Source organism: Streptomyces sp. Act143 (assembly GCF_003143935.1).
Taxonomy (GTDB): domain Bacteria; phylum Actinomycetota; class Actinomycetes; order Streptomycetales; family Streptomycetaceae; genus Streptomyces.
Map to the genome: position 1 here is coordinate 1,012,511 of NZ_QFRX01000001.1, position 18,084 is coordinate 1,030,594.

18 protein-coding genes and 1 pseudogene are annotated in these 18,084 nt (G+C 71.6%); 10 read left to right on the forward strand and 9 right to left on the reverse strand.

Annotation, left to right across the window (positions count from 1 at the left end; genetic code table 11):
• Window positions 1–738, reverse strand: a complete 738-nt coding sequence (locus DI272_RS04480) for a phosphotransferase (RefSeq protein WP_258314464.1) — start codon at window positions 736–738, stop codon at window positions 1–3.
• A gap of 45 nt (window positions 739–783) precedes the next feature.
• Between DI272_RS04480 and DI272_RS04485 the strand changes: the two genes are divergently transcribed.
• Entirely contained in the window at window positions 784–1,329 is a 546-nt protein-coding gene (locus tag DI272_RS04485) for an AAA family ATPase (protein ID WP_258314465.1), read from the forward strand.
• Here DI272_RS04485 and DI272_RS04490 read toward each other — a convergent pair.
• Window positions 1,322–2,767, reverse strand: coding sequence for a hydrolase (locus DI272_RS04490; RefSeq protein ID WP_109493829.1), 1,446 nt, complete (start codon window positions 2,765–2,767; stop codon window positions 1,322–1,324). The two genes, DI272_RS04485 and DI272_RS04490, sit on opposite strands and share 8 nt — an antisense overlap.
• A 277-nt stretch (window positions 2,768–3,044) precedes the next feature.
• Between DI272_RS04490 and DI272_RS04495 the strand changes: the two genes are divergently transcribed.
• Together DI272_RS04495 and DI272_RS04500 are read left to right on the forward strand one after the other, a co-directional pair.
• On the forward strand, window positions 3,045–3,308 hold the full coding sequence (locus tag DI272_RS04495; RefSeq protein ID WP_109493830.1) for a GlsB/YeaQ/YmgE family stress response membrane protein: 264 nt from the start codon (window positions 3,045–3,047) through the stop codon (window positions 3,306–3,308).
• Window positions 3,309–3,404: 96 nt separating this feature from the next.
• Window positions 3,405–4,277 carry a GNAT family N-acetyltransferase gene (locus DI272_RS04500; protein ID WP_109493831.1) on the forward strand — a complete coding sequence of 291 codons (873 nt, stop codon included), beginning with the start codon at window positions 3,405–3,407 and terminating at the stop codon, window positions 4,275–4,277.
• A 179-nt stretch (window positions 4,278–4,456) separates the two neighbouring features.
• On the opposite strand, the gene DI272_RS04505 is transcribed toward DI272_RS04500, so the two are convergent.
• Together DI272_RS04505 and DI272_RS04510 are read right to left on the reverse strand one after the other, a co-directional pair.
• Entirely contained in the window at window positions 4,457–5,404 is a 948-nt protein-coding gene (locus DI272_RS04505) for an NAD(P)-dependent oxidoreductase (RefSeq protein ID WP_109493832.1), read from the reverse strand.
• 56 nt (window positions 5,405–5,460) lie between these two features.
• Window positions 5,461–6,237 (reverse strand): GNAT family N-acetyltransferase, encoded by a 777-nt coding sequence (locus DI272_RS04510; protein WP_109493833.1) that lies wholly within the window; start codon window positions 6,235–6,237, stop codon window positions 5,461–5,463.
• A gap of 100 nt (window positions 6,238–6,337) precedes the next feature.
• Between DI272_RS04510 and DI272_RS04515 the strand changes: the two genes are divergently transcribed.
• The 3 genes and pseudogenes from DI272_RS04515 to DI272_RS04525 form a co-directional block, all read left to right on the forward strand.
• Window positions 6,338–6,817, forward strand: coding sequence for a nucleoside deaminase (locus DI272_RS04515; RefSeq protein ID WP_109493834.1), 480 nt, complete (start codon window positions 6,338–6,340; stop codon window positions 6,815–6,817).
• Between the two features lie 130 nt (window positions 6,818–6,947).
• On the forward strand, window positions 6,948–8,972 hold the full coding sequence (locus DI272_RS04520) for a diguanylate cyclase domain-containing protein (protein ID WP_109493835.1): 2,025 nt from the start codon (window positions 6,948–6,950) through the stop codon (window positions 8,970–8,972).
• A pseudogene (locus tag DI272_RS04525) lies at window positions 8,906–9,514 on the forward strand (class I SAM-dependent methyltransferase); the annotation flags it as partial. The gene DI272_RS04520 and the pseudogene DI272_RS04525, both read left to right, overlap by 67 nt.
• 66 nt (window positions 9,515–9,580) lie before the next feature.
• Here the strand turns inward: DI272_RS04525 and DI272_RS04530 are convergent.
• Window positions 9,581–10,216 (reverse strand): chaplin, encoded by a 636-nt coding sequence (locus tag DI272_RS04530; protein WP_309221648.1) that lies wholly within the window; start codon window positions 10,214–10,216, stop codon window positions 9,581–9,583.
• Between the two features lie 295 nt (window positions 10,217–10,511).
• Between DI272_RS04530 and DI272_RS04535 the strand changes: the two genes are divergently transcribed.
• Window positions 10,512–12,113, forward strand: a complete 1,602-nt coding sequence (locus DI272_RS04535) for an alpha/beta hydrolase (RefSeq protein WP_109493837.1) — start codon at window positions 10,512–10,514, stop codon at window positions 12,111–12,113.
• 88 nt (window positions 12,114–12,201) lie between these two features.
• Here the strand turns inward: DI272_RS04535 and DI272_RS04540 are convergent, their stop codons facing one another.
• On the reverse strand, window positions 12,202–12,630 hold the full coding sequence (locus DI272_RS04540) for a MarR family winged helix-turn-helix transcriptional regulator (RefSeq protein WP_109493838.1): 429 nt from the start codon (window positions 12,628–12,630) through the stop codon (window positions 12,202–12,204).
• Between the two features lie 79 nt (window positions 12,631–12,709).
• Here DI272_RS04540 and DI272_RS04545 point away from each other — a divergent pair, with 79 nt between their 5' ends.
• On the forward strand, window positions 12,710–13,132 hold the full coding sequence (locus DI272_RS04545) for a PaaI family thioesterase (RefSeq protein ID WP_109500683.1): 423 nt from the start codon (window positions 12,710–12,712) through the stop codon (window positions 13,130–13,132).
• Between the two features lies 1 nt (window position 13,133).
• Here the strand turns inward: DI272_RS04545 and DI272_RS04550 are convergent, their stop codons facing one another.
• A complete protein-coding gene (locus DI272_RS04550; RefSeq protein WP_109493839.1) occupies window positions 13,134–14,393 on the reverse strand; it encodes an arginine deiminase in 1,260 nt (419 codons plus the stop codon).
• Between the two features lie 19 nt (window positions 14,394–14,412).
• Entirely contained in the window at window positions 14,413–15,831 is a 1,419-nt protein-coding gene (locus DI272_RS04555; RefSeq protein ID WP_109493840.1) for a basic amino acid/polyamine antiporter, read from the reverse strand.
• 112 nt (window positions 15,832–15,943) lie between these two features.
• Here DI272_RS04555 and DI272_RS04560 point away from each other — a divergent pair, with 112 nt between their 5' ends.
• Window positions 15,944–17,044 carry a chemotaxis protein gene (locus tag DI272_RS04560; RefSeq protein WP_109493841.1) on the forward strand — a complete coding sequence of 367 codons (1,101 nt, stop codon included), beginning with the start codon at window positions 15,944–15,946 and terminating at the stop codon, window positions 17,042–17,044.
• Window positions 17,045–17,087: 43 nt separating this feature from the next.
• Entirely contained in the window at window positions 17,088–17,510 is a 423-nt protein-coding gene (locus DI272_RS04565) for a hypothetical protein (RefSeq protein WP_258314466.1), read from the forward strand.
• A gap of 9 nt (window positions 17,511–17,519) precedes the next feature.
• On the opposite strand, the gene DI272_RS04570 is transcribed toward DI272_RS04565, so the two are convergent.
• Complete coding sequence (locus DI272_RS04570; protein WP_109493842.1) at window positions 17,520–17,933, reverse strand: SsgA family sporulation/cell division regulator; 414 nt, start codon at window positions 17,931–17,933, stop codon at window positions 17,520–17,522.
• Between the last annotated feature and the right edge of the window lie 151 nt (window positions 17,934–18,084).

Consider the following 18,084-nt stretch of genomic DNA (forward strand, 5'->3'; position numbering starts at 1 on the left):
TCAGCGCAGCAGCGCGCCCAGCTCCCGCCGATGCCGGTCGACCCACTCGTACGCGGCCCGCACCTCGGCCACGGCCCCGCGCTCGCGCAGCCCCACCAACGCGGGCTCGCCGCGGTCCGCCCCGGCCTGGATGCCTCGCCAGCACCGGTCCTGCCACCACAGCACCGCCTCGACCAGACCGGCCCCGCCGGTCAGCCCGTAGGCGTCGTGGACAAGCCGCATCCTGCGGGCGGCCTCCGCCACGTCCGTCACGCCCGGTCCGAGATCCAGGTACTGCCAGCAGACATGGGCCACGTCGTGCACCCGCTCGCCAGGGGCGGCGAGGTCCCAGTCGACGAAGGCCGACGGCCGCCATCCGGTGCCGTCGACCGCGTAGACGGTGTTCTTCGGCGCGAGGTCGTTGTGGCAGACCACGTCCTGGTCGCCCGCCAGCGGTGTGCCGTGGGTGAGGTCGTGGAACTCCCGGACCAGCCGGGCGACCCGGACGAGCGTCTCGTCGGCGCGGGCGACGGCCCGCTGCTCCGGGGTCACGGCCGCCCGCCCCTCCAGATAGCCGAGCATCTCGCGGCCCCGCGCGTCCACGCCCAGGAACCTGGGCGCCCCCGGCCAGCCCCGCTCCTCGAACAACGCCAGCAGCGCGCGCACGTACTCCGATCCGGCCGACGGGCTGCGGCGCACGGTCGATCCGATCCGTACGGCCCCGCTGACGGCTCCGCCGTCCAAGGTCGTCTCCTCCACGAAAAGAAGTATCCGGCCCTCGTCCCCGGCTGGCACGCTCCCCTCATGGATCACTCCGAGGTACTGCTCATCGGCGGACGGGCCGGGGTCGGGAAGACGACCGTGGGGTGGGAGGTGTCGGCGCGGCTGCGGAGTGCGGAGGTCGCGCACGCCGTGATCGACGGGGATTTCATGGGTGCCGTGCATCCCGCGCCCGCGGGCGATCCGCACCGGTCCCTCGTCGCCGAGCGCAACATCACCGCCGTGTGGGCGCATTACGCCGAACTCGGCTGCCGAAGGCTCGTCTACACGAACACCGTGTCCGTGCTGGCGGAGGCGACCGACATGTGGCGCCGGGTCATGGGGGACGACGTGCGGATCGTTCGGGTTCTGCTCACCGCCACCGACGAGACGGCCGGACGACGCCTGGCCGGGCGGGAGTTGGGGTCCGAGTTGGAGCGGGAGCTGCTCGGCAGCGCGCGCAAGGCGCGGCTGCTGGACGAGCGTGCGCCCGCCGACACCCTGCGGGTGGTGACCGACGGGCGCACGGTGATCGACATCGCGGCCGAGGTGGTGGCCGCGACCGGATGGGGCGCGGCGCGGATCAGCTGACGTTGAGCGCCGTGTCGTCGATGACGAACGACGTCTGCAGCGTGGAGCCCTCCGTGCCGGTGAACTTCAGGGTCACGGTCTGGCCGGCGTAGCCCGCCAGGCTGAAGCTGCGCTGGGTGTAGCCGCTCGCGGCGTTGAGGTTGGAGTAGGTGGCCAGGGTGCCGAGCACCGTGGCCGAACCGTTGAGCACCTGCACCTTGAGGGTGTCGTAGGCGGTGCTGGTGGTGGTCTCGGCGGTGTCGACGTGCAGAAAGAAGCTGAGCGTCGCGGTGGTGCAGGCGGCCGGGATGGTCACCGACTGGGACAGCGTGTCGGTGTGCGCGGAGCCGTAGCCGTTCAGCCAGGCGTAGTACGAGCCCGAACGGGCGGACTCGCTGCTGGAGTTGGTGATCACTCCGCTGGAGGCGGTCCAGGTGGCGCTGCCCGACTCGAAGCCGCTGTTGCCCAGGAGCTGGGCCGCGGTGCAGGTGGAGCCGCCCCCGCCGCCACCGCTGCCGCTTCCGCCGGCCAGCCATTCGGTGGCGTTGAGGGCGAGGGGGGCGTTGGTGGCGCCGGTGTCGTTCCAGCCGTCGTAGAGGGTGTTGCCGGACTGGCCGGTGCCGTCGTCGATGGGCGAACTGTCGCCCCAGAACGCCACCCGGCCGCTGCCGAAGGTGCTGGTCGCGAAGAAGGCACCGGTGTTGCCGGAGTAACCGGTGCGGTACACAAGGCCCTTGACGGAGGAGTTGTCGGCCGGTTTCAGCGTCGCCGTGGTGCCGCTGGCGATGAGGCTCTTGCTGACCGTGCCGAACGAGCCGTGCAGCACCGGGTCGCTGCTGTCGCTGATCGCGCTCGGGTGGTCGGAGCTGATGCTCAGCGAGTCGATCGAGAAGCCGAACGGGTCGGTGGAGTCGACGCTGTTGTTCGTCATCAGGTCGTTGAGGATCTCCACCGCGTCCTCACCGTCGTTGTTGCGGTCGGCACCGGTGTGGTCGGAGATCATGAACAGTCCGCCGCCGTTCTTCACGAAGGTCATGATCGCCGTCTTCTCGGCGGTCGTGAACAGCGTGTTGGGCTCGGGCAGCACCAGCGTGTCGAAGTTCGACAGGTCGGTGGCGGCGGAGCCGCCGTAGGAGAGGCTGGACCCCGACGGCAGCGTCTTCAGGCTGTAGTCACCGGTCTTCTGCAGGGCCACGCCCCAGGAGGACAGGGCGCCGGTCCAGTCGGTCTCGGCGGACGGCGAGGAGTCCTCGCCCAGTGGGTCGGGCTGGCTGGTGGAGACGATCCAGTCGGCGTTGCCCGCCGTCTCCGCGTGCGCGTTGTCGAACAGGACGCGGTGCGGGGTGGCCGCGGCGGCGGGAACGGCCGTGGCCGCCTCGACGGCGACGCCCGCGACCAGCAGGCCGAACACGGTGACGGCGGTGGTGAGCCGGTGGCGGGATCTGGGGAGCTGGGGCATCCGGATTACCTCCGTGTGGGGTGGGGGCAGAAGTGGGTGCGGGCAGGATTACGCGCGTAGACACAGGGCATGTCTGCGCGCGTAGACACCCGGTCGGGGGGACCCCTTCGACCGTTGAAATTGAAAGGTACATGGCGACCAGAGCACTGAACAGACGTCACTTCGCACACCGGGCCAACGATTGACTCCGCGTTGACCGTTGGTTGAAACGGCACGGACTGTCCCCGGCATCCGCGGGCATGCGAACCATGCGGGGGCCTGGAGAAGAGGGGCTGAGATGGAGATCTCGGGGATCATCAGTGCCATCGTGATCGGCATCGTCATCGGCGTGCTGGGACGGCTCGTGGTCCCGGGCCGGCAGCACATCGGTGTCCTGCTGACCATCCTCGTCGGCATCGTCGCCGCGCTGCTCGGCTCGGCGATCGCGGCGGGGCTCGACGTGGCCGACACCAAGGGCGTGGACTGGATCGAGTGGCTCATCCAGATCGGGCTCGCCGCGCTGGGCGTCGCCGCGCTGGACCGGACCAGGGTGCGCCGCTGAGCGCGGACGACGGATCGATAACCCGTTGCGGACAGGTCCGGGCGGCGGCTAGCTTCGGCGGGCCCGCCGCCCCGAACCGACCGTGACGGAGCTCCGTTGACCCTGCGTATCGTCCCCCTGGCCGACCCCGAACCCGGCACGTCGAGCCGCCGTCTGGCGTGGCTGGCCTCGGCCGGCGACGGAGCGCCGGTCGGCTCCGCGTTCCTCCGGCTGTTCACCAAGGAGGGCCAGGACCACCTCGCGGAACTGGAGATCGCCGTGCACGCCGCCGAGCGACGGCGCGGGGTCGGCACCCGGCTGCTGGACGCCGCCGTGGCCGCGGCCCGGGCCGAGGGACGGCGGTCGGTCATCGCCCAGGCCGAACGGGGCTCCGCCGCCGACCGGTTCCTGGCGGCGCGCGGCTTTCGCCGGGTGCTGTCCCTGACGTACGCCCGGCTCGCGCTGAAGGACGTCGACCTCGCGGCGCTCCCCGAACAGGGGTGTCCCGGCTACGAGTTGACCGAGTGGGAGGGCACGGTCCCCGCCGAACTGGCGCAGTCCTACGCCGATTCACGGCGCGCCATGGACGACATGCCCATGGAGGACACCGACTTCGGCACGGTCTTGTGGGACGTGGAACGCGTGGTCGCGGCAGCCGAGGCGGTGGCGCGGCGCGGCGACCTGCTGCACACCGTGGCCGCGGTGGACACCGCGGACGGAACGATCGTCGGCTTCTCCGAGCTGGTCGTGCCGGGTGACGGGCTCGGGGACGGCCAGCACTACGGGACGGCCGTCCTGCCCGAGCACCGCGGACGCAGGCTCGCCCGCTGGATGAAGGCGGCGTCCGTGCGCCGGACCCGGGAGCGGTACCCGGAGCTGGCCGGGCTGCTCACCGACACCGCGGACAGCAACGCGCCCATGCTCGCCGTCAACGCGGCCCTCGGGTACGTGCCCACGCACCAGGCGGTGGAGTATCAGCTGGACCTGTGAGCCGACGCGGGCCCCGCAGCCGACCGCAAGGCGGCACCGGCCGCCCCCACCGGCCAGCCATGAGCCGGTGGCGCGGCCCGCAGCCGACCGCAACGCAGCACCGGCCGCCCCCGTCGGCAGCCATGAGCCGGCGCGTGGCCCGCGGCGGGCCGGGAGGCGGCACCGGCCGCCCGCGCCGGTCAGCGCTGGGCCGCCCGCATCGCGGCGAGGCCCTCGTGAGCCGACGGGTACACCGGCGTCCAGCCCAGCTCCCGTTCCGCCTTCGCGATCGACACCCGCAGCGTCGAGGCCATGATCGCGTGCGCGTACGTCATCGGCCGCATCATCCACAGCGGCACGGCCATCGGCTTCGGCAGCCCGAACTCCCGGGCCACGGCCAGGAGATGGGCCCGGAACCCGAGGGGTGTGCGGTCGGCGACGTTGTACGCCTGGCCGGGGCGGCCGTGCTCGACGGCGGCGACCATCGCGCGGGCGGCGTCCGTCAGCTCGATCCAGGGGACGACGTGGCCGTGGTCCGCGGGGGCGGGCAGTTGCCGCCTGCGCAGCATGGGCAGGAGGTTCTCGGTGCCGCCGGGGCCGTAGAACGCGCCGTAGCGCAGGGCCACGCCCTCGAGGCCGGCGGCCTCGAAGGTCAGCTGTTCCTTGGTGCGCATCCCGGCGAGATGCCGCTCGAACTCCGGGTCGGTGCCGCGCGGGCCGAAGGCGTCGTCCTCGGTGAGCTCCCGGTCGCCGTGCTCGCCGTAGCCGTAGCCGAAGACCATCGACTCCGCGACGAAGCGGCGGGCGCCGGTCGCCCGCGCGGCCTCGATGAGGTGAGCGGTGCCCTCGATGCGCAGGGCGTTGGTGGCGTACATGTCGCGGTGGCGCAGGGGCGGCTTGCTCAGGGCCGTCACGGCGTGGATCACCGTGTCGAAGTGGTGCCCGTCGACCGCGCGGAGCACGGCGTCGCGGTCCATGAGGTCGGCCCGCACCCCGTTGTCCCGGCCGCGGCCGAGGCCGGTGACCTTGTGCCCCGCCTCGGTCAGCGCGCGGGTGATGTGCCGGCCGAGGACGCCGCTGGCCCCCGCGAGCAGGATGCTCTGGCTCTGGCTGCTCCGGCGGCTCTCGTTGTTCTGATTCGTCGTCATGCCTCTGCGACGGATCGAGCGAGCGCCGATGTGACATCGCGCCCGTGTGTACTAGGTCACGGCGTGTACAGGTACGGGGTGGTCGTGGTCAGCGGTTCGAAGCCGAGGCGCTCCAGGATGGGCCGGCTGGTGCTCATGGCGTCGACCTGGAGGTAGCGGTAGCCGCGCTCCGCGGCCTCGCGGGCCCGCAGGGCGACCAGGGCGCGGTAGATGCCGCGACCGCGCCAGGACTCGACGGTGCCGCCTCCCCAGAGCCCGGCGAACCGGGTGCCGGGCACCAGCTCCATCCGGGCCGCGCTGACCGGCGTGTCCCCGTCCAGGGCGACGACGGCGACCACGTTCTCCGGGTCGGCGGTGAGCTGGGCGAGCAGTTGGTGCCGCAGCCGGGTGCTGTCGGTGCCGAAGGCCGCCTCGTGCACGTCGGCCACGAGGTCGACGCCCGCCCGGTCGGTCACGGGCAGGACGCGGATGCCCGCGGGCGGCTCGGCGTCCAGGATCAGGTCGTTGACCTCGCCGATCATCAGGGTCTCCTCGGGCTGCGGGGTGAACCCCGCGGACCTGAGCCGCTGCCCGAGATCGACCGGCAGGTCATGGCCGTACAGCTTCCACTCGAACTCGTGGCCGAGCCCGGAGTAGTACGCGATCTGCTCGGCGATCGCCGCGTCGGCGCCGCCGTCGTCCAGATCGGACCAGACCACGCCGTTCCAGCCGCGCGCGGTGGAGACCTGCCGGACCACCCTTCCCGTCCGTTCGATCCGGGACTCCGGGCTGTCCGGCTGTGCGCCCTCGCGCATGTCCCGGTCGTACAGGGCGAGCACCGCGGCATGATCCATGGGTTCACTCCAGCAGCAGGAAGCATCCGGGGCAACACCTTTACGGGCCATGATGTCCAGGAACATTCCCGCGAGGACCGGTCGAGGAGGGCCGTACGCCATGGTCGTGAAGGACGAGGAGCTGTCGTATCTGCGCCGCTGTGTGGAGCTGGCCGCCGAGGCGCTGGAGGCCGGGGACGAGCCGTTCGGCTCGGTCCTGGTGGGCGGGGACGGCACGGTGCTCGCCGAGGACCACAACCGGGTGGCCTCCGGGGACCGCACCCGGCACCCCGAGTTCGAGCTGGCGCGCTGGTCCGCGGCGCGTCTGACGCCCGAGGAACGGGCGGCGGCGACGGTGTACACCTCCGGCGAGCACTGCCCGATGTGCGCGGCGGCGCACGCCTGGGTGGGCCTCGGCCGCATCGTGTACGTGGCCTCGTCGGAGCAACTGGTCGGCTGGCTGCAGGAGTTGGGTGTGGCCCCGGCTCCGGTGCGCGCCCTGCCGGTCCGGGAGGTGGCTCCCGGCGTGGTCGTCGAGGGGCCGGTGCCGGAGCTCGCGGAGGAGGTGCACGCCCTGCACCGCCGTTTCCACCGGCGGTGAGGCCCGTGGGGTTCCGGATGCAGCCGTCCGGGTGGGGTGCCTACGATCGGAAAGGATCCCGGACCAGGTAGGACGGCCCGGTCTCCTCCACCGGGGGAGGCGCTTGCCCTTGCTGCCGGCACATCGGCTGATGGCGGCCCACATCACGACGGTCGCCGTCGCCACCCTCGTCCACCTGACGGTCCCCAGCGCCCGCACCTCGCTGTGGGCCGTCATCGGACTCGCCGGCGTCGCCGCCGTACTCGCCGGTAGCCTTCTGCACCGCCCCGCGCACCGCTGGCCCTGGTGGGTGCTGGCCGCCGGTCTGCTGACCTTCATCGCGGGCGACACGTACTACAACGTGATGGAGACGTACTTCCACGCGGCCAACCCCTTCCCCTCCCCCGCGGACGCCTGCTACCTCGCGACCTATCCGCTCTTCGCGGTCGGCCTGTCCGGACTGGTGCGCCACCGCTGGTCGGGCCACGACCTGCCGAGTCTGCTGGACGCCCTGATCCTGACCAGCGGTCTCGCGCTGCCGGTGTGGGTGTACCTGGTCCAGCCGCTCACCGAGGTCGAGGGACTGACCTGGCAGCAGCGGGCGATCAGCGTCACCTATCCGCTCGGCGACGTCCTGGTGCTCGCCCTGCTGGCCCGGCTGCTGGCCCCGGGCCCGGTGGACGGCCCCAACCGGTCGGTGCAACTCCTGGTCGTCGGCACCGCGACGCTGCTGGGCTTCGACATCGCGTACGGCATCCTCCAGCTGAACCTGATGTGGGAGACCGGCACGCTGCTGGACACGGGGTGGATCGTCTTCTACACGGCGTGGGGACTGGCCGCGCTGCATCCCTCGATGGTGGCGCTGACCGCGACCGCACCGCAGCAGGTGTCCCTCCTCCCCCGGCCGCGCCGACTGGTCATGCTGACCGTCGCGACCCTCGTCGCGCCCGGCATCCTGCTGTACGAGGGGCTGAGCGGCTCACCCCACCACGCCTCCGTGATCGCCGCCTTCTCCAGCGTGCTGTTCCTGCTGGTCATCCTGCGTCTGGCGGGCATCGTCGTGGTGCACCGCAAAGCGGTGGCGCGGGAGCTGGCGCTGCGCCGTGCGGGAGCGTCGCTGGTCTCGGCGGTGCGGCTGGAGGAGGTGGCCCGGTCCTGTGAGGCGGCCGTCGACACGCTGCTCGGTCCCACGGTCCGCCACCGCACGCTGCTGCTGTCCGCCGGCCGGGCCGCGGAGTTCACGCCGGGCGGCAGTCGCATGGTGCCCCGCGCCGAGCTCGGTCCCGACCTCGCCGACGACCTCGGGACCCTGCCCGCCGTCCTGGCCTACCCGATGACACCGCCCGACCGTCCCGCCGCCCAGGTCCCGGGGGTCCTGCTGGTCGCGGGACCGTCCGAGCCGCTCCACGAGACCCGGGCCTCGCTGGAGATCCTCGCCTCCCACGCGGGCCTGGCCGTCGAGCGGGTCGCGCTGCGCCAGGAGATCGTCCGCCGGGAGAGCGAGGCGTACTTCCGCACCCTCGTGCGGAACACCTCCGACGTCATCCTGATCGTCGAGGACGACAACACCGTCCGCTACGCCAGCCCGTCCGCCGCCTCCGTCTTCGGCGACACGGATCTCGTCGGGGCCTCGCTGCCCGGGCTGGTGGACCCCCGCGACCGGAGCCGGGCGGCCCGGGAGCTCGACGCCGTACGGGAGAGCGGGCCGCGCGCCACCCACGACCACTGGTGGGTGCGGCACCGGGAGGGCCGGGTCGAGGTGGAGGTGCGGTGCAGCGACTTCCGGGACGAGCGCACCGTGGCCGGGCTCGTGGTCACCCTGCGCGATGTGACCGAGCAGCGGCGTCTGGAGCACGAGCTGACCCAGCGGGCCTTCCACGACTCCCTGACCGGGCTGCCCAACCGCACGCTGCTCCTGGAACGCATCGAGCGGGCGCTGCTGCGCGGCCGCCGCGAGGGCTCCCTGACCTGTCTGCTCTTCGTCGACCTGGACGACTTCAAGCAGGTCAACGACACCCTCGGACACTTGGCGGGAGACCATCTGCTGATGGCCGTCGGCAGCCGGCTGGCCAAGGCGCTGCGGCGCACCGACACGGCCGCCCGGCTGGGCGGTTCGCGCCCGGCGAGATCGCCCGGTCGGTGGAGTTCGGCGCCGGGCCCAATCTCTACCCGCTGATCCTCGCCTCCGCGGCCGGCCGCCGTATCGAGGCCGTGGAGGCGGGGGCCGGCAACATCGCCTATCTGGAACGGCAGATCGTGTGCGGGCCGGAGGCGAGCTGGCTGCCCTTCCACGCGCTGTGCCGGCGGCTCAACCCCGAGCTGCCCTCGACGCCGGCCCGGTCGCTGGCGCGGGTGCACGTCGTCCACCAGGATGTCCGCACCCTCGAACGGGGCGGATACGGGCTCGCGTCCATGCACTTCGTCGCGGAGGGCGCCACCGAGGACCGCGAGGAGTTCGCGGACTTCTGCCGGGCGTTCGCGCGGTGCGTGCGGCCGGGCGGCCATCTGGTGGCGGCGTTCATGGAGAACATGCCGACGTACCGGATCGGGCCGGCGTCGAGATGGCCGGGCTGCCCGGTGGACCCGGCCACGGTCGAAGCCGTATTCGCGCCGCTGACCCGCGACTTGACGGTCCGTCATATCGACCGGGATCCGACGCTGCCGGATTACGGCGACTCGGGGATGGTGCTGCTGACGGCCACCGTGGCGCCCTCGTGAACACGGCGGAGGCCCCGCCGGTCGCCATTCCGGCAGGGCCTTCCGTCGTCCTCCTGAGGAGGGGGATCAGCGCTCCGTCCCGGGGCGGAAGCGCCGGTACAGCGCCGCCCCGCCGAGCAGCAGCGCGGCGCTGCCCGCCGCGGCCGGGAGCGTCAGGTCGGTGCCGGTGCGGGCGAGGGAGGCCACGGGCAGCCGGGGTGCGGGCGCGGTGGCCTTGGGGCCGGGGTGCGCCTCGGGCGGTGCGGGCGGCTTCGGGGCCGGGTGCCGGGGGGTCTCACCGGGAGCGTCGCCGGGTTCGTCGCCGGAGGTGTTGACGGACTCGTTGCCGGTGGCCGGGTTGCCGACGCCGACCACGTCGACGCTGTTGCCGGTGACGTTCACGGGGAGGTGGACGGGGAGCTGGACGCCGTTGCCGGAGATCACCCCGGGCGAGCCCTCCTCGTCGCCCCGGGCCGCGGCGCCCGCCGGTGCGGGGGAGCCGCCTGCGCCCTCGTCGGCGCAGCGGTTGCCCGCGGCCGGGTTGAGGAGCCCCACCACGTTCACGGTGTTGCCGCACACGTCGACCGGTACGTGGACCGGCAGCTGGATCGTGTTGCCGGAGACCGCACCGGGCGAGTCGGCCGCGGCACCGTCCGCCGCCGAGTCGGCGAACGCCGGCATCGTCACGGCCATGGCGCCGGACACCGCGGCGACGGCGATCACACCGTTTCGGGTAACCCGTTTCATAGGTTCCCTGCCTTCCAGACTTGGTCGCGGGCGTTCGCCCGCACCGGATAAAACGCAGGCGAACCATCCGAGTTATGGCTTATCGGCCTTTCACCCCATCGAGCGGCATGGTTGTCGAACTGGCAGTAAAACCGTCGAATGCACATGGAGCGGCGCAGGATAAGGCATTTCATATGATCCCGCCCGCCCGGAGGCGCCCCTTCCGGGGGCCGCCTATCGTGAGCGTGGGTGCCGCTCTCCCGGTCCGCGACGGGCGCCCTTGGAGGCATCGATGCTGGCCAAGCTGTCTGGGCGGCCCCGGCTCCGGCGCTGCGCGCTCGCCGGAGCGGTCGGCCTGACGCTGCTGGGCGCGGGACTGCCGACGGTGACCGCGGACAAGGACAAGCCGGACCTCTCGCGGTTCTACGACCAGAAGGTCACATGGTCCAAGTGCGCGGGCCTGGAGGCGCCCAAGGACCTTCAGTGCGGCAAGGTGACCGTCCCCCTGGACTACTCCGCGCCCGCGTCCGGCACGCTGGAACTGGCCCTGGCCCGCTACCGGGCCACGGGGAGGCCTCGGGGTTCGGTGCTGCTGAACTTCGGCGGTCCGGGCGGCGCCGGCGTCAGCGAACTCGCCGCCGGAGGCGACGAGTTCATGGGGCTGACCAAGGGCTACGACGTGGTGTCCTTCGATCCGCGCGGCGTCGGCCGGTCCTCGCCGGTCAGTTGCGGGGACGGCGCCGACCAGGCGCTGGCGGCGACGGACGACGGTTCCGAGGTGAGCGACGACCCGCGATCCGTGCTCACGCAGTTGAGGAAGGCCGCCGCCGCGTGCGCCGAGCACTCCGGCCCCGTCCTGCCCCACATCGGCACGGTGAACGCCGCCCGCGACCTCGATGTGATGCGTCAGGTCCTCGGCGACAAGAAGCTCAACTACCTCGGCTTCTCCTACGGAACCCGGCTCGGCGCGGTGTACGCGGCCCAGTTCCCCAAGAGGGTCGGCCGGTTGGTGCTCGACGGCGTCGACACACTGACCGAGCCCATGCCCGAGCAGGCGCTCGTGGGAGCCGAGGGCCAGCAGAAGGCGCTGGACGACTTCGTCGACTGGTGCGCCGACGACATCGCCTGTCCGTTCGGTCAGGACACACGCTCCGCCCGGGAACAGGTCGTACGGCTGATCGACTCGCTCGACGAGGACCCGGTGCCGACCGACTGGGGCGGCACCTTCTCCGGCCAGGATCTCGTCGGCGCCCTCTCGCAGGCCCTCTACAGCAGGGAGCTGTGGCCGTCCCTGGAGCGGGCCGTCGCCCAGCTCGTCGAGGACGGCGACACGCGGGGCGTCCTGAGCTTCTCGGGCGGCGGCTACGCGCTGCCGCGCCGGGCGGCCGGCGACGACGGACACGACGACAGCGAGGGTCAGCTCGCCGACCAGGAGGACGTCCCGCTGGACAACCTGCCGGCCGCGCTCATGGCGATCAACTGCGCGGACGACCCCGATCGCCCCACCGCCGACGAGATCACCCGGAACCTCGGCCGGCTGCGCGCCGAGTACGAGCAGGTCTCCCCCGTCTTCGGCCGCTACCGCCTGACCGAGGTGCTGATGTGCTACGGCCGCCCCAAGGGCACCGACTACATCCGCACGCACGTACGGGACGTCGACGGCCCGAAGATGCTCCTCGTCGGCACCCGCGGCGACCCTGCGACGCCGTACCGCTGGACCGTGGAGACCGCGAAGCGGCTGGGCGACGCGGCCGTGGTGCTGGACAACAAGGGCGACGGCCACACCGGGTACGGCTCCTCGACATGCGTGCAGCGCAAGGTGGACGCCTTCCTGCTCTACGGCTCCCTGCCGCCCAGCGGCAGCTCCTGCGGGCCGGAGGACGACGACCGCTGAGCCGTTGTGATCCGTGGCGAGCCGTCGTCGGCAGGTCCCGCGGGAGGTCGCGGGAGGCCCCGGGAGGCCCCGGGAGGCCCCGGGAGGTTCATGCCTCCCAGTGGGCCAGCTGCCGCAGGGCGTGCGCGGCCCGGCCGAACCCGTCGTCGCCGAGCACGCCACGCAGTTCGGCGTTGAAACGGTCGATCTCCGGCTGCGCCGCCGTCAGTGCCGCCTCCCCCGCCTCGGTCAACTCCAGCACCACGGCCCGGTGTTCGCGCGGATGCGCCGACTTCGCGACGAGTCCGGCCGCGGTGAGCCGGGCGACCAGCGCGGTGACCGCCGACTCGCGCAGTCCGAGTGTGCGGGCCAGCTGCTGCTGGGTCTGGCGAGGCCGGTCGCGCACCGCGAACAGGGCGCCGAGCTGGGCCGTGGTCACCCCCGCGGCGGCCAGGCAGCGCCGGTCCGCGCTGGTGCGCAGACGGTGGGCCGCCCGCTGGAGGAGGAAGTAGAGGCGCAGGTCGGGCTCGGCGGGCATGGGCCGATGTTGACAGAGGACACCCGCTCGCGCCACCCTCACTTCACTGATGAAGTGAGGTGACGGGGTGAGCGGCACGATGGATCTGGAGCTGGCGCGGAAGGTCCTCGGGGAACAGCCCTTCAGCAGGCTGCTGGGCGCCCGGGTGACGGCCTTCGGGGACGGCGAGGCGGCCCTGGAGCTGGACATCCGTGAGGAACTGCTCCAGCAGTACGGCTTCGTCCACGGCGGAGTGCTCTCCTACGCCGCCGACAACACCCTCACGCTCGCCGCGGCGACCGTCGCCGGTGCGGGGCTGATCACGTCCGGGTTCACCATCGACTACCTGCGTCCGGCGACGGGCGCCGTCCTGCGCGCGCACGGCCAAGTGGTGCGGGCCGGCCGCACCCGGGTCGTGACCCGTTGCGACGTCGTGACGGTGGACGACGCAGGGACGGAGACCCTGTGCGCGGTGGCGCAGGGGAACATCGCCGTGCTCGAAGCGCCGGGCGGGAAGGCCTAGTTCAGAACTCGACCGGGTCCCGCACGATCGGGCAGGTCATGCAGTGGCCGCCGCCCCGGCCGCGGCCCAGTTCCGCGCCGACGATGGTGATCACCTCGATGCCGGCCTTGCGCAGCAGGGTGTTGGTCTGGGTGTTGCGGTCGTAGGTGAACACCACGCCGGGCTCCAGGGCGACCGCGTTGTTGCCGCTGTCCCACTGCTGGCGCTCGGAGGCGTAGGCGTCCCCGCCGGTCTCCACGACCCGCAGTCCGGGCAGGCCGAGCGCCTTGGCGACGACGTCCACGAAGGGGGTCGAGCCCTCGTCGACGAGTTCGATGCCGGGCGCCTTGTCGCTGGGCCGCAGGGAGAAGGTGTGGACGCCGTCCATGATGGTCGGGTACAGGGTGACCAGGTCACGGTCGGCGAAGGTGAAGACGGTGTCGAGGTGCATCGCGGAGCGCAGCTTCGGCATCCCGGCGACGATGACGTGCTCGGCGGCACCGTTCTTGAACAGCGCCGCGGCCACCTGGGTGATGGCCTGGCGCGAGGTGCGCTCGCTCATGCCCATCAGGACCACGCCGTTGCCGACCGGCATGATGTCCCCGCCCTCGAACGTGGCCTGGCCCCAGTCGAGTTCGGGGTCGCCCCACCAGACGGTGGAGCCCACGTAGTCGGGGTGGAAGCTGTAGACCGCCTTCATCAGCAGCGTCTCGTCGTGCCGGGCGGGCCAGTACAGCGGGTTGAGCGTGAGGCCGCCGTAGAGCCAGCACGTGGTGTCGCGGGTGTAGAGGGTGTTGGGCAGCGGCGGCATCAAGTACTCGCGTACGCCGGTCGATTCGCGGGCGAGTTCCAGGTAGCCGGAGCGGAAGTCCTCGGGCAGGTCGGTGGTGGCCAGGCCGCCGATCAGGTACTTGGCGAGCCGTTCGGGTTCGAGGGACTCCAGGTAGGCGCGGGTGGCGTCGACGAGGCCGAGGCCGACCTCGTTGGCGACGATCTTCCGGTCCAGGAGCCAGTCCCGGGCGCCCGGCACGGCCATGGTCTGGGCGAGCAGATCGTGCAACTCGACCACGTCGACGTCGCGTTCGCGCAGCTTGTTCACGAAGTCGGCGTGGTCGCGCTGGGCGTTCTCCACCCACATGACGTCGTCGAAGAGCAGATCGTCGGAGTTGGTGGGGGTGAGCCTGCGGTGGGCGAGTCCGGGTGCGCAGACCAGCACCTTGCGGAGTCTGCCGACCTCGGAGTGGACGCCGTACGCGGGACGGGTGTCTTGACTACTGGTCACGGTGCACCTTCCGGGGACTTCACAGGCTGATCCAGCCCAGTGCCAGGGCCACGATGCCGAGGACCGCGCCGGCCACCGACACGGCGAGGATGACGAACTCGCGTGGCGAGAAGGGCCGTCGGCCCTGCTCCCTGCGGGCCATCACGAACAGCACGCTGGCGGGGGCGTAGATGATGAAGGAGACGAGTACGAACTTGAGGCCGGCCGCGTAGATGAGGAACGCGGTGTAGAGGGTGGCGACGACGGCGATCACCAGCCGGCCCCGCGGCCCGCCCAGGCCGATCTTCACCGCGAAGGCCGCCGCCAGCAGGAACGGGATCAGGGTCAGCGCGCTGGTCAGGTCGAGGGCGAAGTTGAAGGCGTCGTCGGAGAACAGCGTGACGACCAGGACGATCTGGCTGAGCACGGTGGACATCACCAGCGCCGGCACCGGTACGTCGGCGGCGGTGGCGCGCTTGAGGAAGCGCGGCATGTCGTCGTCCTTGGCGGCCACGTACAGCACTTCGGCCGCCATCAGCGTCCAGGCCAGATAGGCGCCGAGCACGGAGACGATCAGGCCGACGCTGACGAACACCTTGCCCCAGGTGCCGACCGCGTGCTCCAGCACCTCGGCCATGGAGGGCTGCCGCAGCTCGGCGATCTCCGCCATCGGCATCAGGCCGTACGACACGATCGTCACCGACGCGAAGATCGCGAAGACGCTGACGAAACCGAGGATCGTGGCCCGCCCGACGTCCTCGCGGCGCCTGGCGTGCCGGGAGTAGACGCTCGCGCCCTCGACGCCGAGGAACACGAACACCGTGGCCAGCATGGTGCCCTTGACCTGGTTGAAGAGGGAGCCCGCGTAGTCGGCGCCGCCGAAGTTGTCGGCGAAGACGGCCGGCTTGAGGTAGAAGAGCGCGAGGATGACGAAGACGATGATCGGCACGACCTTGGCGACCGTGACGATGCGGTTGATCGCCGCCGCTTCCTTCACCCCCCGGCTGATCAGGGCGAAGAACAGCCAGAGCCCGATCGAGGACAGCACCACCGCGAGGACCGTGTCGCCGTCGCCGAGGGCGGGGGCGATCGCGCCGATCGTCGACATGATCAGCACCCAGTACGTCACGTTGCCGACGCAGGCACTCGCCCAGTAGCCGAACGCCGAGAAGAAGCCCAGGTATTCACCGAAACCGGCCTTGGCGTACGCGTACACACCCGCGTCCAGGTCGGGCCTGCGCACCGCGAGCGTCTGGAAGACGAAGGCGAGCATCAGCATGCCGGTGCCGGCCACGGCCCAGGCGATCAGGGCACCGGCCACGCCGGTCTCCTGCGCGAACCGGCGCGGCAGGGAGAACACGCCGGCGCCCACCATCGAGCCGACCACCATGGTGGTCAGCGTCGGCAGCGACAGTTTCGCGGCGGGGGGCGACTGGGTCTTGGTGTCGGCCTGACTCATCGGAGACCTACCGTCATGAGGAGACCCAAGCGACGCTAACAGCGAAATGTTCTGATTGCCTGACTTCGTTGCCCCTAATGCCCTATCCGGCGATCAGTCCTATCGTGCTGATATGGAGCACGCACTCAGTCCCACGACCCTTTCCGAGCTGCGGCGCCCGCGCCGCTATCCGGCGGTGTCCGTGCTGACTCCGACCCATCGCCGGGAGCCCGAGAACACCCAGGACCCGGTCCGGCTGCGCAATGTCGTGGCCGAGGCCAAGAAGCAGCTGGAAGCCGATCCCGCGGTCCCCCGCGAGCGGCGCATCGACGTCGCCCGCCAGCTCGACCAGGCCCTCACCGAAGTCGACCTGGCACACGCCGAGGACGGTCTGGTGATCTTCGCCGCGCCGGGTGAGCACCAGGTCTGGTCGCTGGCCCGCAGCGTGCCCGAACGCGTGGTGCTGTCGGACACCTTCCTCACCCGCAACCTCGTCTCCGCACAGGCCTCCGAGCGGCCCTTCTGGGTTCTGTCGGTCGCCCCCGACCGCGCCACGCTCTGGAACGGCGGCACGGACCGGGTCGCAGAGGAGCGCATCGCGGGCTTCCCGCTCACCAGGGACCACCGCGAGAACTTCGACGCCGAACGCCAGGAGCGCATCGGCGACATGCCGAGCACGTTCCGGGACGAGAGCACCCGGCACTTCCTGCGCGACGCCGACACCGCGATGGCGAAGCTCCTCAGGGATCAGCCACGGCCGCTCTACGTCACCGGCGAGCAGGCGGCGCTGTCCGTCCTGGACGAGGTCGGCACCTGCACCAAGGACGCCGTGCACGTCCCGCACGGCGGACTCGCCCACGGCACCCCGGACGCCGTGTGGCAGGCGGTACGGCCACTGCACGAGGCCGAGACCCGCAAGACCACCGCGGCCGTGACCCGGGAGCTGGAGACGGCGCGCGGCAGGCGTGCCTTCGCGGCCGGGGTCGACGAGGTCTGGCAGAACGCCCGGGAAGGCCGCGTCCGGCTGCTCGCCGTCGAGGAGAACTTCCGGATCACCGTGCGTGACACCGGCGGCGACCATCTGGTCCCGGCCGCGAGCGACGACCTCGACGCCCGCGAGGACATCGTGGACGAGATCGTCGAGCAGTGCCTGGAGACGGGCGCCGACGTGCGCTTCGTACCGGACGGAACCCTGAGCGACGCGCGCGGGATCGCGGGGGTGCTGCGGTACTGACATTGAACTCGGGGACGACCGCACCGCACGGGAAGGTCCTGACATGGCGCAGACATCCGGCGGGGGACACCCCGACATCAGCGCACGACGCCTGGGCGGCGGCCTCACGCTCTTCGCCGGCTGGGCGCTGGAGCTGAGCGGCACGCTCAGCATCCTCCTCGGTGTCGTCGCCGTCACCCGCGACACCATTTTCAGCTCGCCCGACTACACCTACGAGTTCAGTCTGACGGCGTGGGGCTGGATCCACATCGTCGTCGGCATCGGGCTCGTCGCCGCCGGCCTGGGAGTGCTCCTCGGCAAGAGCTGGGGCACCGGGGCCGGCGCCGCACTGGGCGCGGTGAGCCTGATCACCCAGTTCATGTTCATCCCCTTCTATCCCCTGTGGTCGATCAGCGTGATGACGCTCGACATCGTCGCGGTCTGGACCCTGGCCAGAGCCGGCTTCGTGGACGACCGGCGACCTTGACAGGGCCCGTCAGACGCTCCCGAACAGCGCGCTCAGCCCGCGTTCGACCTCCGCGCCGACGTCCTCCTGCCCGGCCGCCACGACGGCGTACGTGCGCAGCAGGAAGCGGCGGAGCGCGGCGGTGTCGAACTGGAGCAGGGCCAGCCCGTACGGGGAGTGCAGCTCCACGACCGTACGGGCCCGGCCGCACGGCCACAGGTGCACGTCCCCGCCGCCGGCCGGGCCGCGCAGGCCCGCCTCCAGCAGACCCCGCGCGAAGCTCCAGGTGACGGTGGAGCCGTCCAGGGAGATCTCCGGCGGGAAGTCGATGTGCACCGCGAGCGGGTCCGCGGAGGTATAGCGGAAGGTCGCGGCGACGGGCAGCTCCTGCTCGTCGGCCGTGACCAGACGCCCCTTGGCGGACTGCTCGATGGTGATGTCCATGGTCGGTCTCCCCTGCGGATCGGAGGGCGGCCCTCTTGCCGGTACGTCTTTACGACCTCGCAGGTGCCGCCTGCATTACGCGGAGACCCCCATCAATTGCTGTGACCTACGTCACCCATAAAAGGGATGTTCGTCATTTAAGGTTACGAAC

Excerpts from the sequence above, each read along its gene's own strand:
- DI272_RS04485 (WP_258314465.1), top strand. The coding sequence starts at position 784 with ATGGATCACTCCGAGGTACTGCTCATCGGCGGACGGGCCGGGGTCGGG.
- DI272_RS04490 (WP_109493829.1), bottom strand. The coding sequence starts at position 2,767 with ATGCCCCAGCTCCCCAGATCCCGCCACCGGCTCACCACCGCCGTCACC.
- DI272_RS04495 (WP_109493830.1), top strand. The coding sequence starts at position 3,045 with ATGGAGATCTCGGGGATCATCAGTGCCATCGTGATCGGCATCGTCATC.
- DI272_RS04505 (WP_109493832.1), bottom strand. The coding sequence starts at position 5,404 with ATGACGACGAATCAGAACAACGAGAGCCGCCGGAGCAGCCAGAGCCAG.
- DI272_RS04510 (WP_109493833.1), bottom strand. The coding sequence starts at position 6,237 with ATGGATCATGCCGCGGTGCTCGCCCTGTACGACCGGGACATGCGCGAG.
- DI272_RS04515 (WP_109493834.1), top strand. The coding sequence starts at position 6,338 with ATGGTCGTGAAGGACGAGGAGCTGTCGTATCTGCGCCGCTGTGTGGAG.
- DI272_RS04520 (WP_109493835.1), top strand. The coding sequence starts at position 6,948 with ATGGCGGCCCACATCACGACGGTCGCCGTCGCCACCCTCGTCCACCTG.
- DI272_RS04535 (WP_109493837.1), top strand. The coding sequence starts at position 10,512 with ATGCTGGCCAAGCTGTCTGGGCGGCCCCGGCTCCGGCGCTGCGCGCTC.
- DI272_RS04540 (WP_109493838.1), bottom strand. The coding sequence starts at position 12,630 with ATGCCCGCCGAGCCCGACCTGCGCCTCTACTTCCTCCTCCAGCGGGCG.
- DI272_RS04545 (WP_109500683.1), top strand. The coding sequence starts at position 12,710 with ATGGATCTGGAGCTGGCGCGGAAGGTCCTCGGGGAACAGCCCTTCAGC.
- DI272_RS04555 (WP_109493840.1), bottom strand. The coding sequence starts at position 15,831 with ATGAGTCAGGCCGACACCAAGACCCAGTCGCCCCCCGCCGCGAAACTG.
- DI272_RS04560 (WP_109493841.1), top strand. The coding sequence starts at position 15,944 with ATGGAGCACGCACTCAGTCCCACGACCCTTTCCGAGCTGCGGCGCCCG.
- DI272_RS04565 (WP_258314466.1), top strand. The coding sequence starts at position 17,088 with ATGGCGCAGACATCCGGCGGGGGACACCCCGACATCAGCGCACGACGC.
- DI272_RS04570 (WP_109493842.1), bottom strand. The coding sequence starts at position 17,933 with ATGGACATCACCATCGAGCAGTCCGCCAAGGGGCGTCTGGTCACGGCC.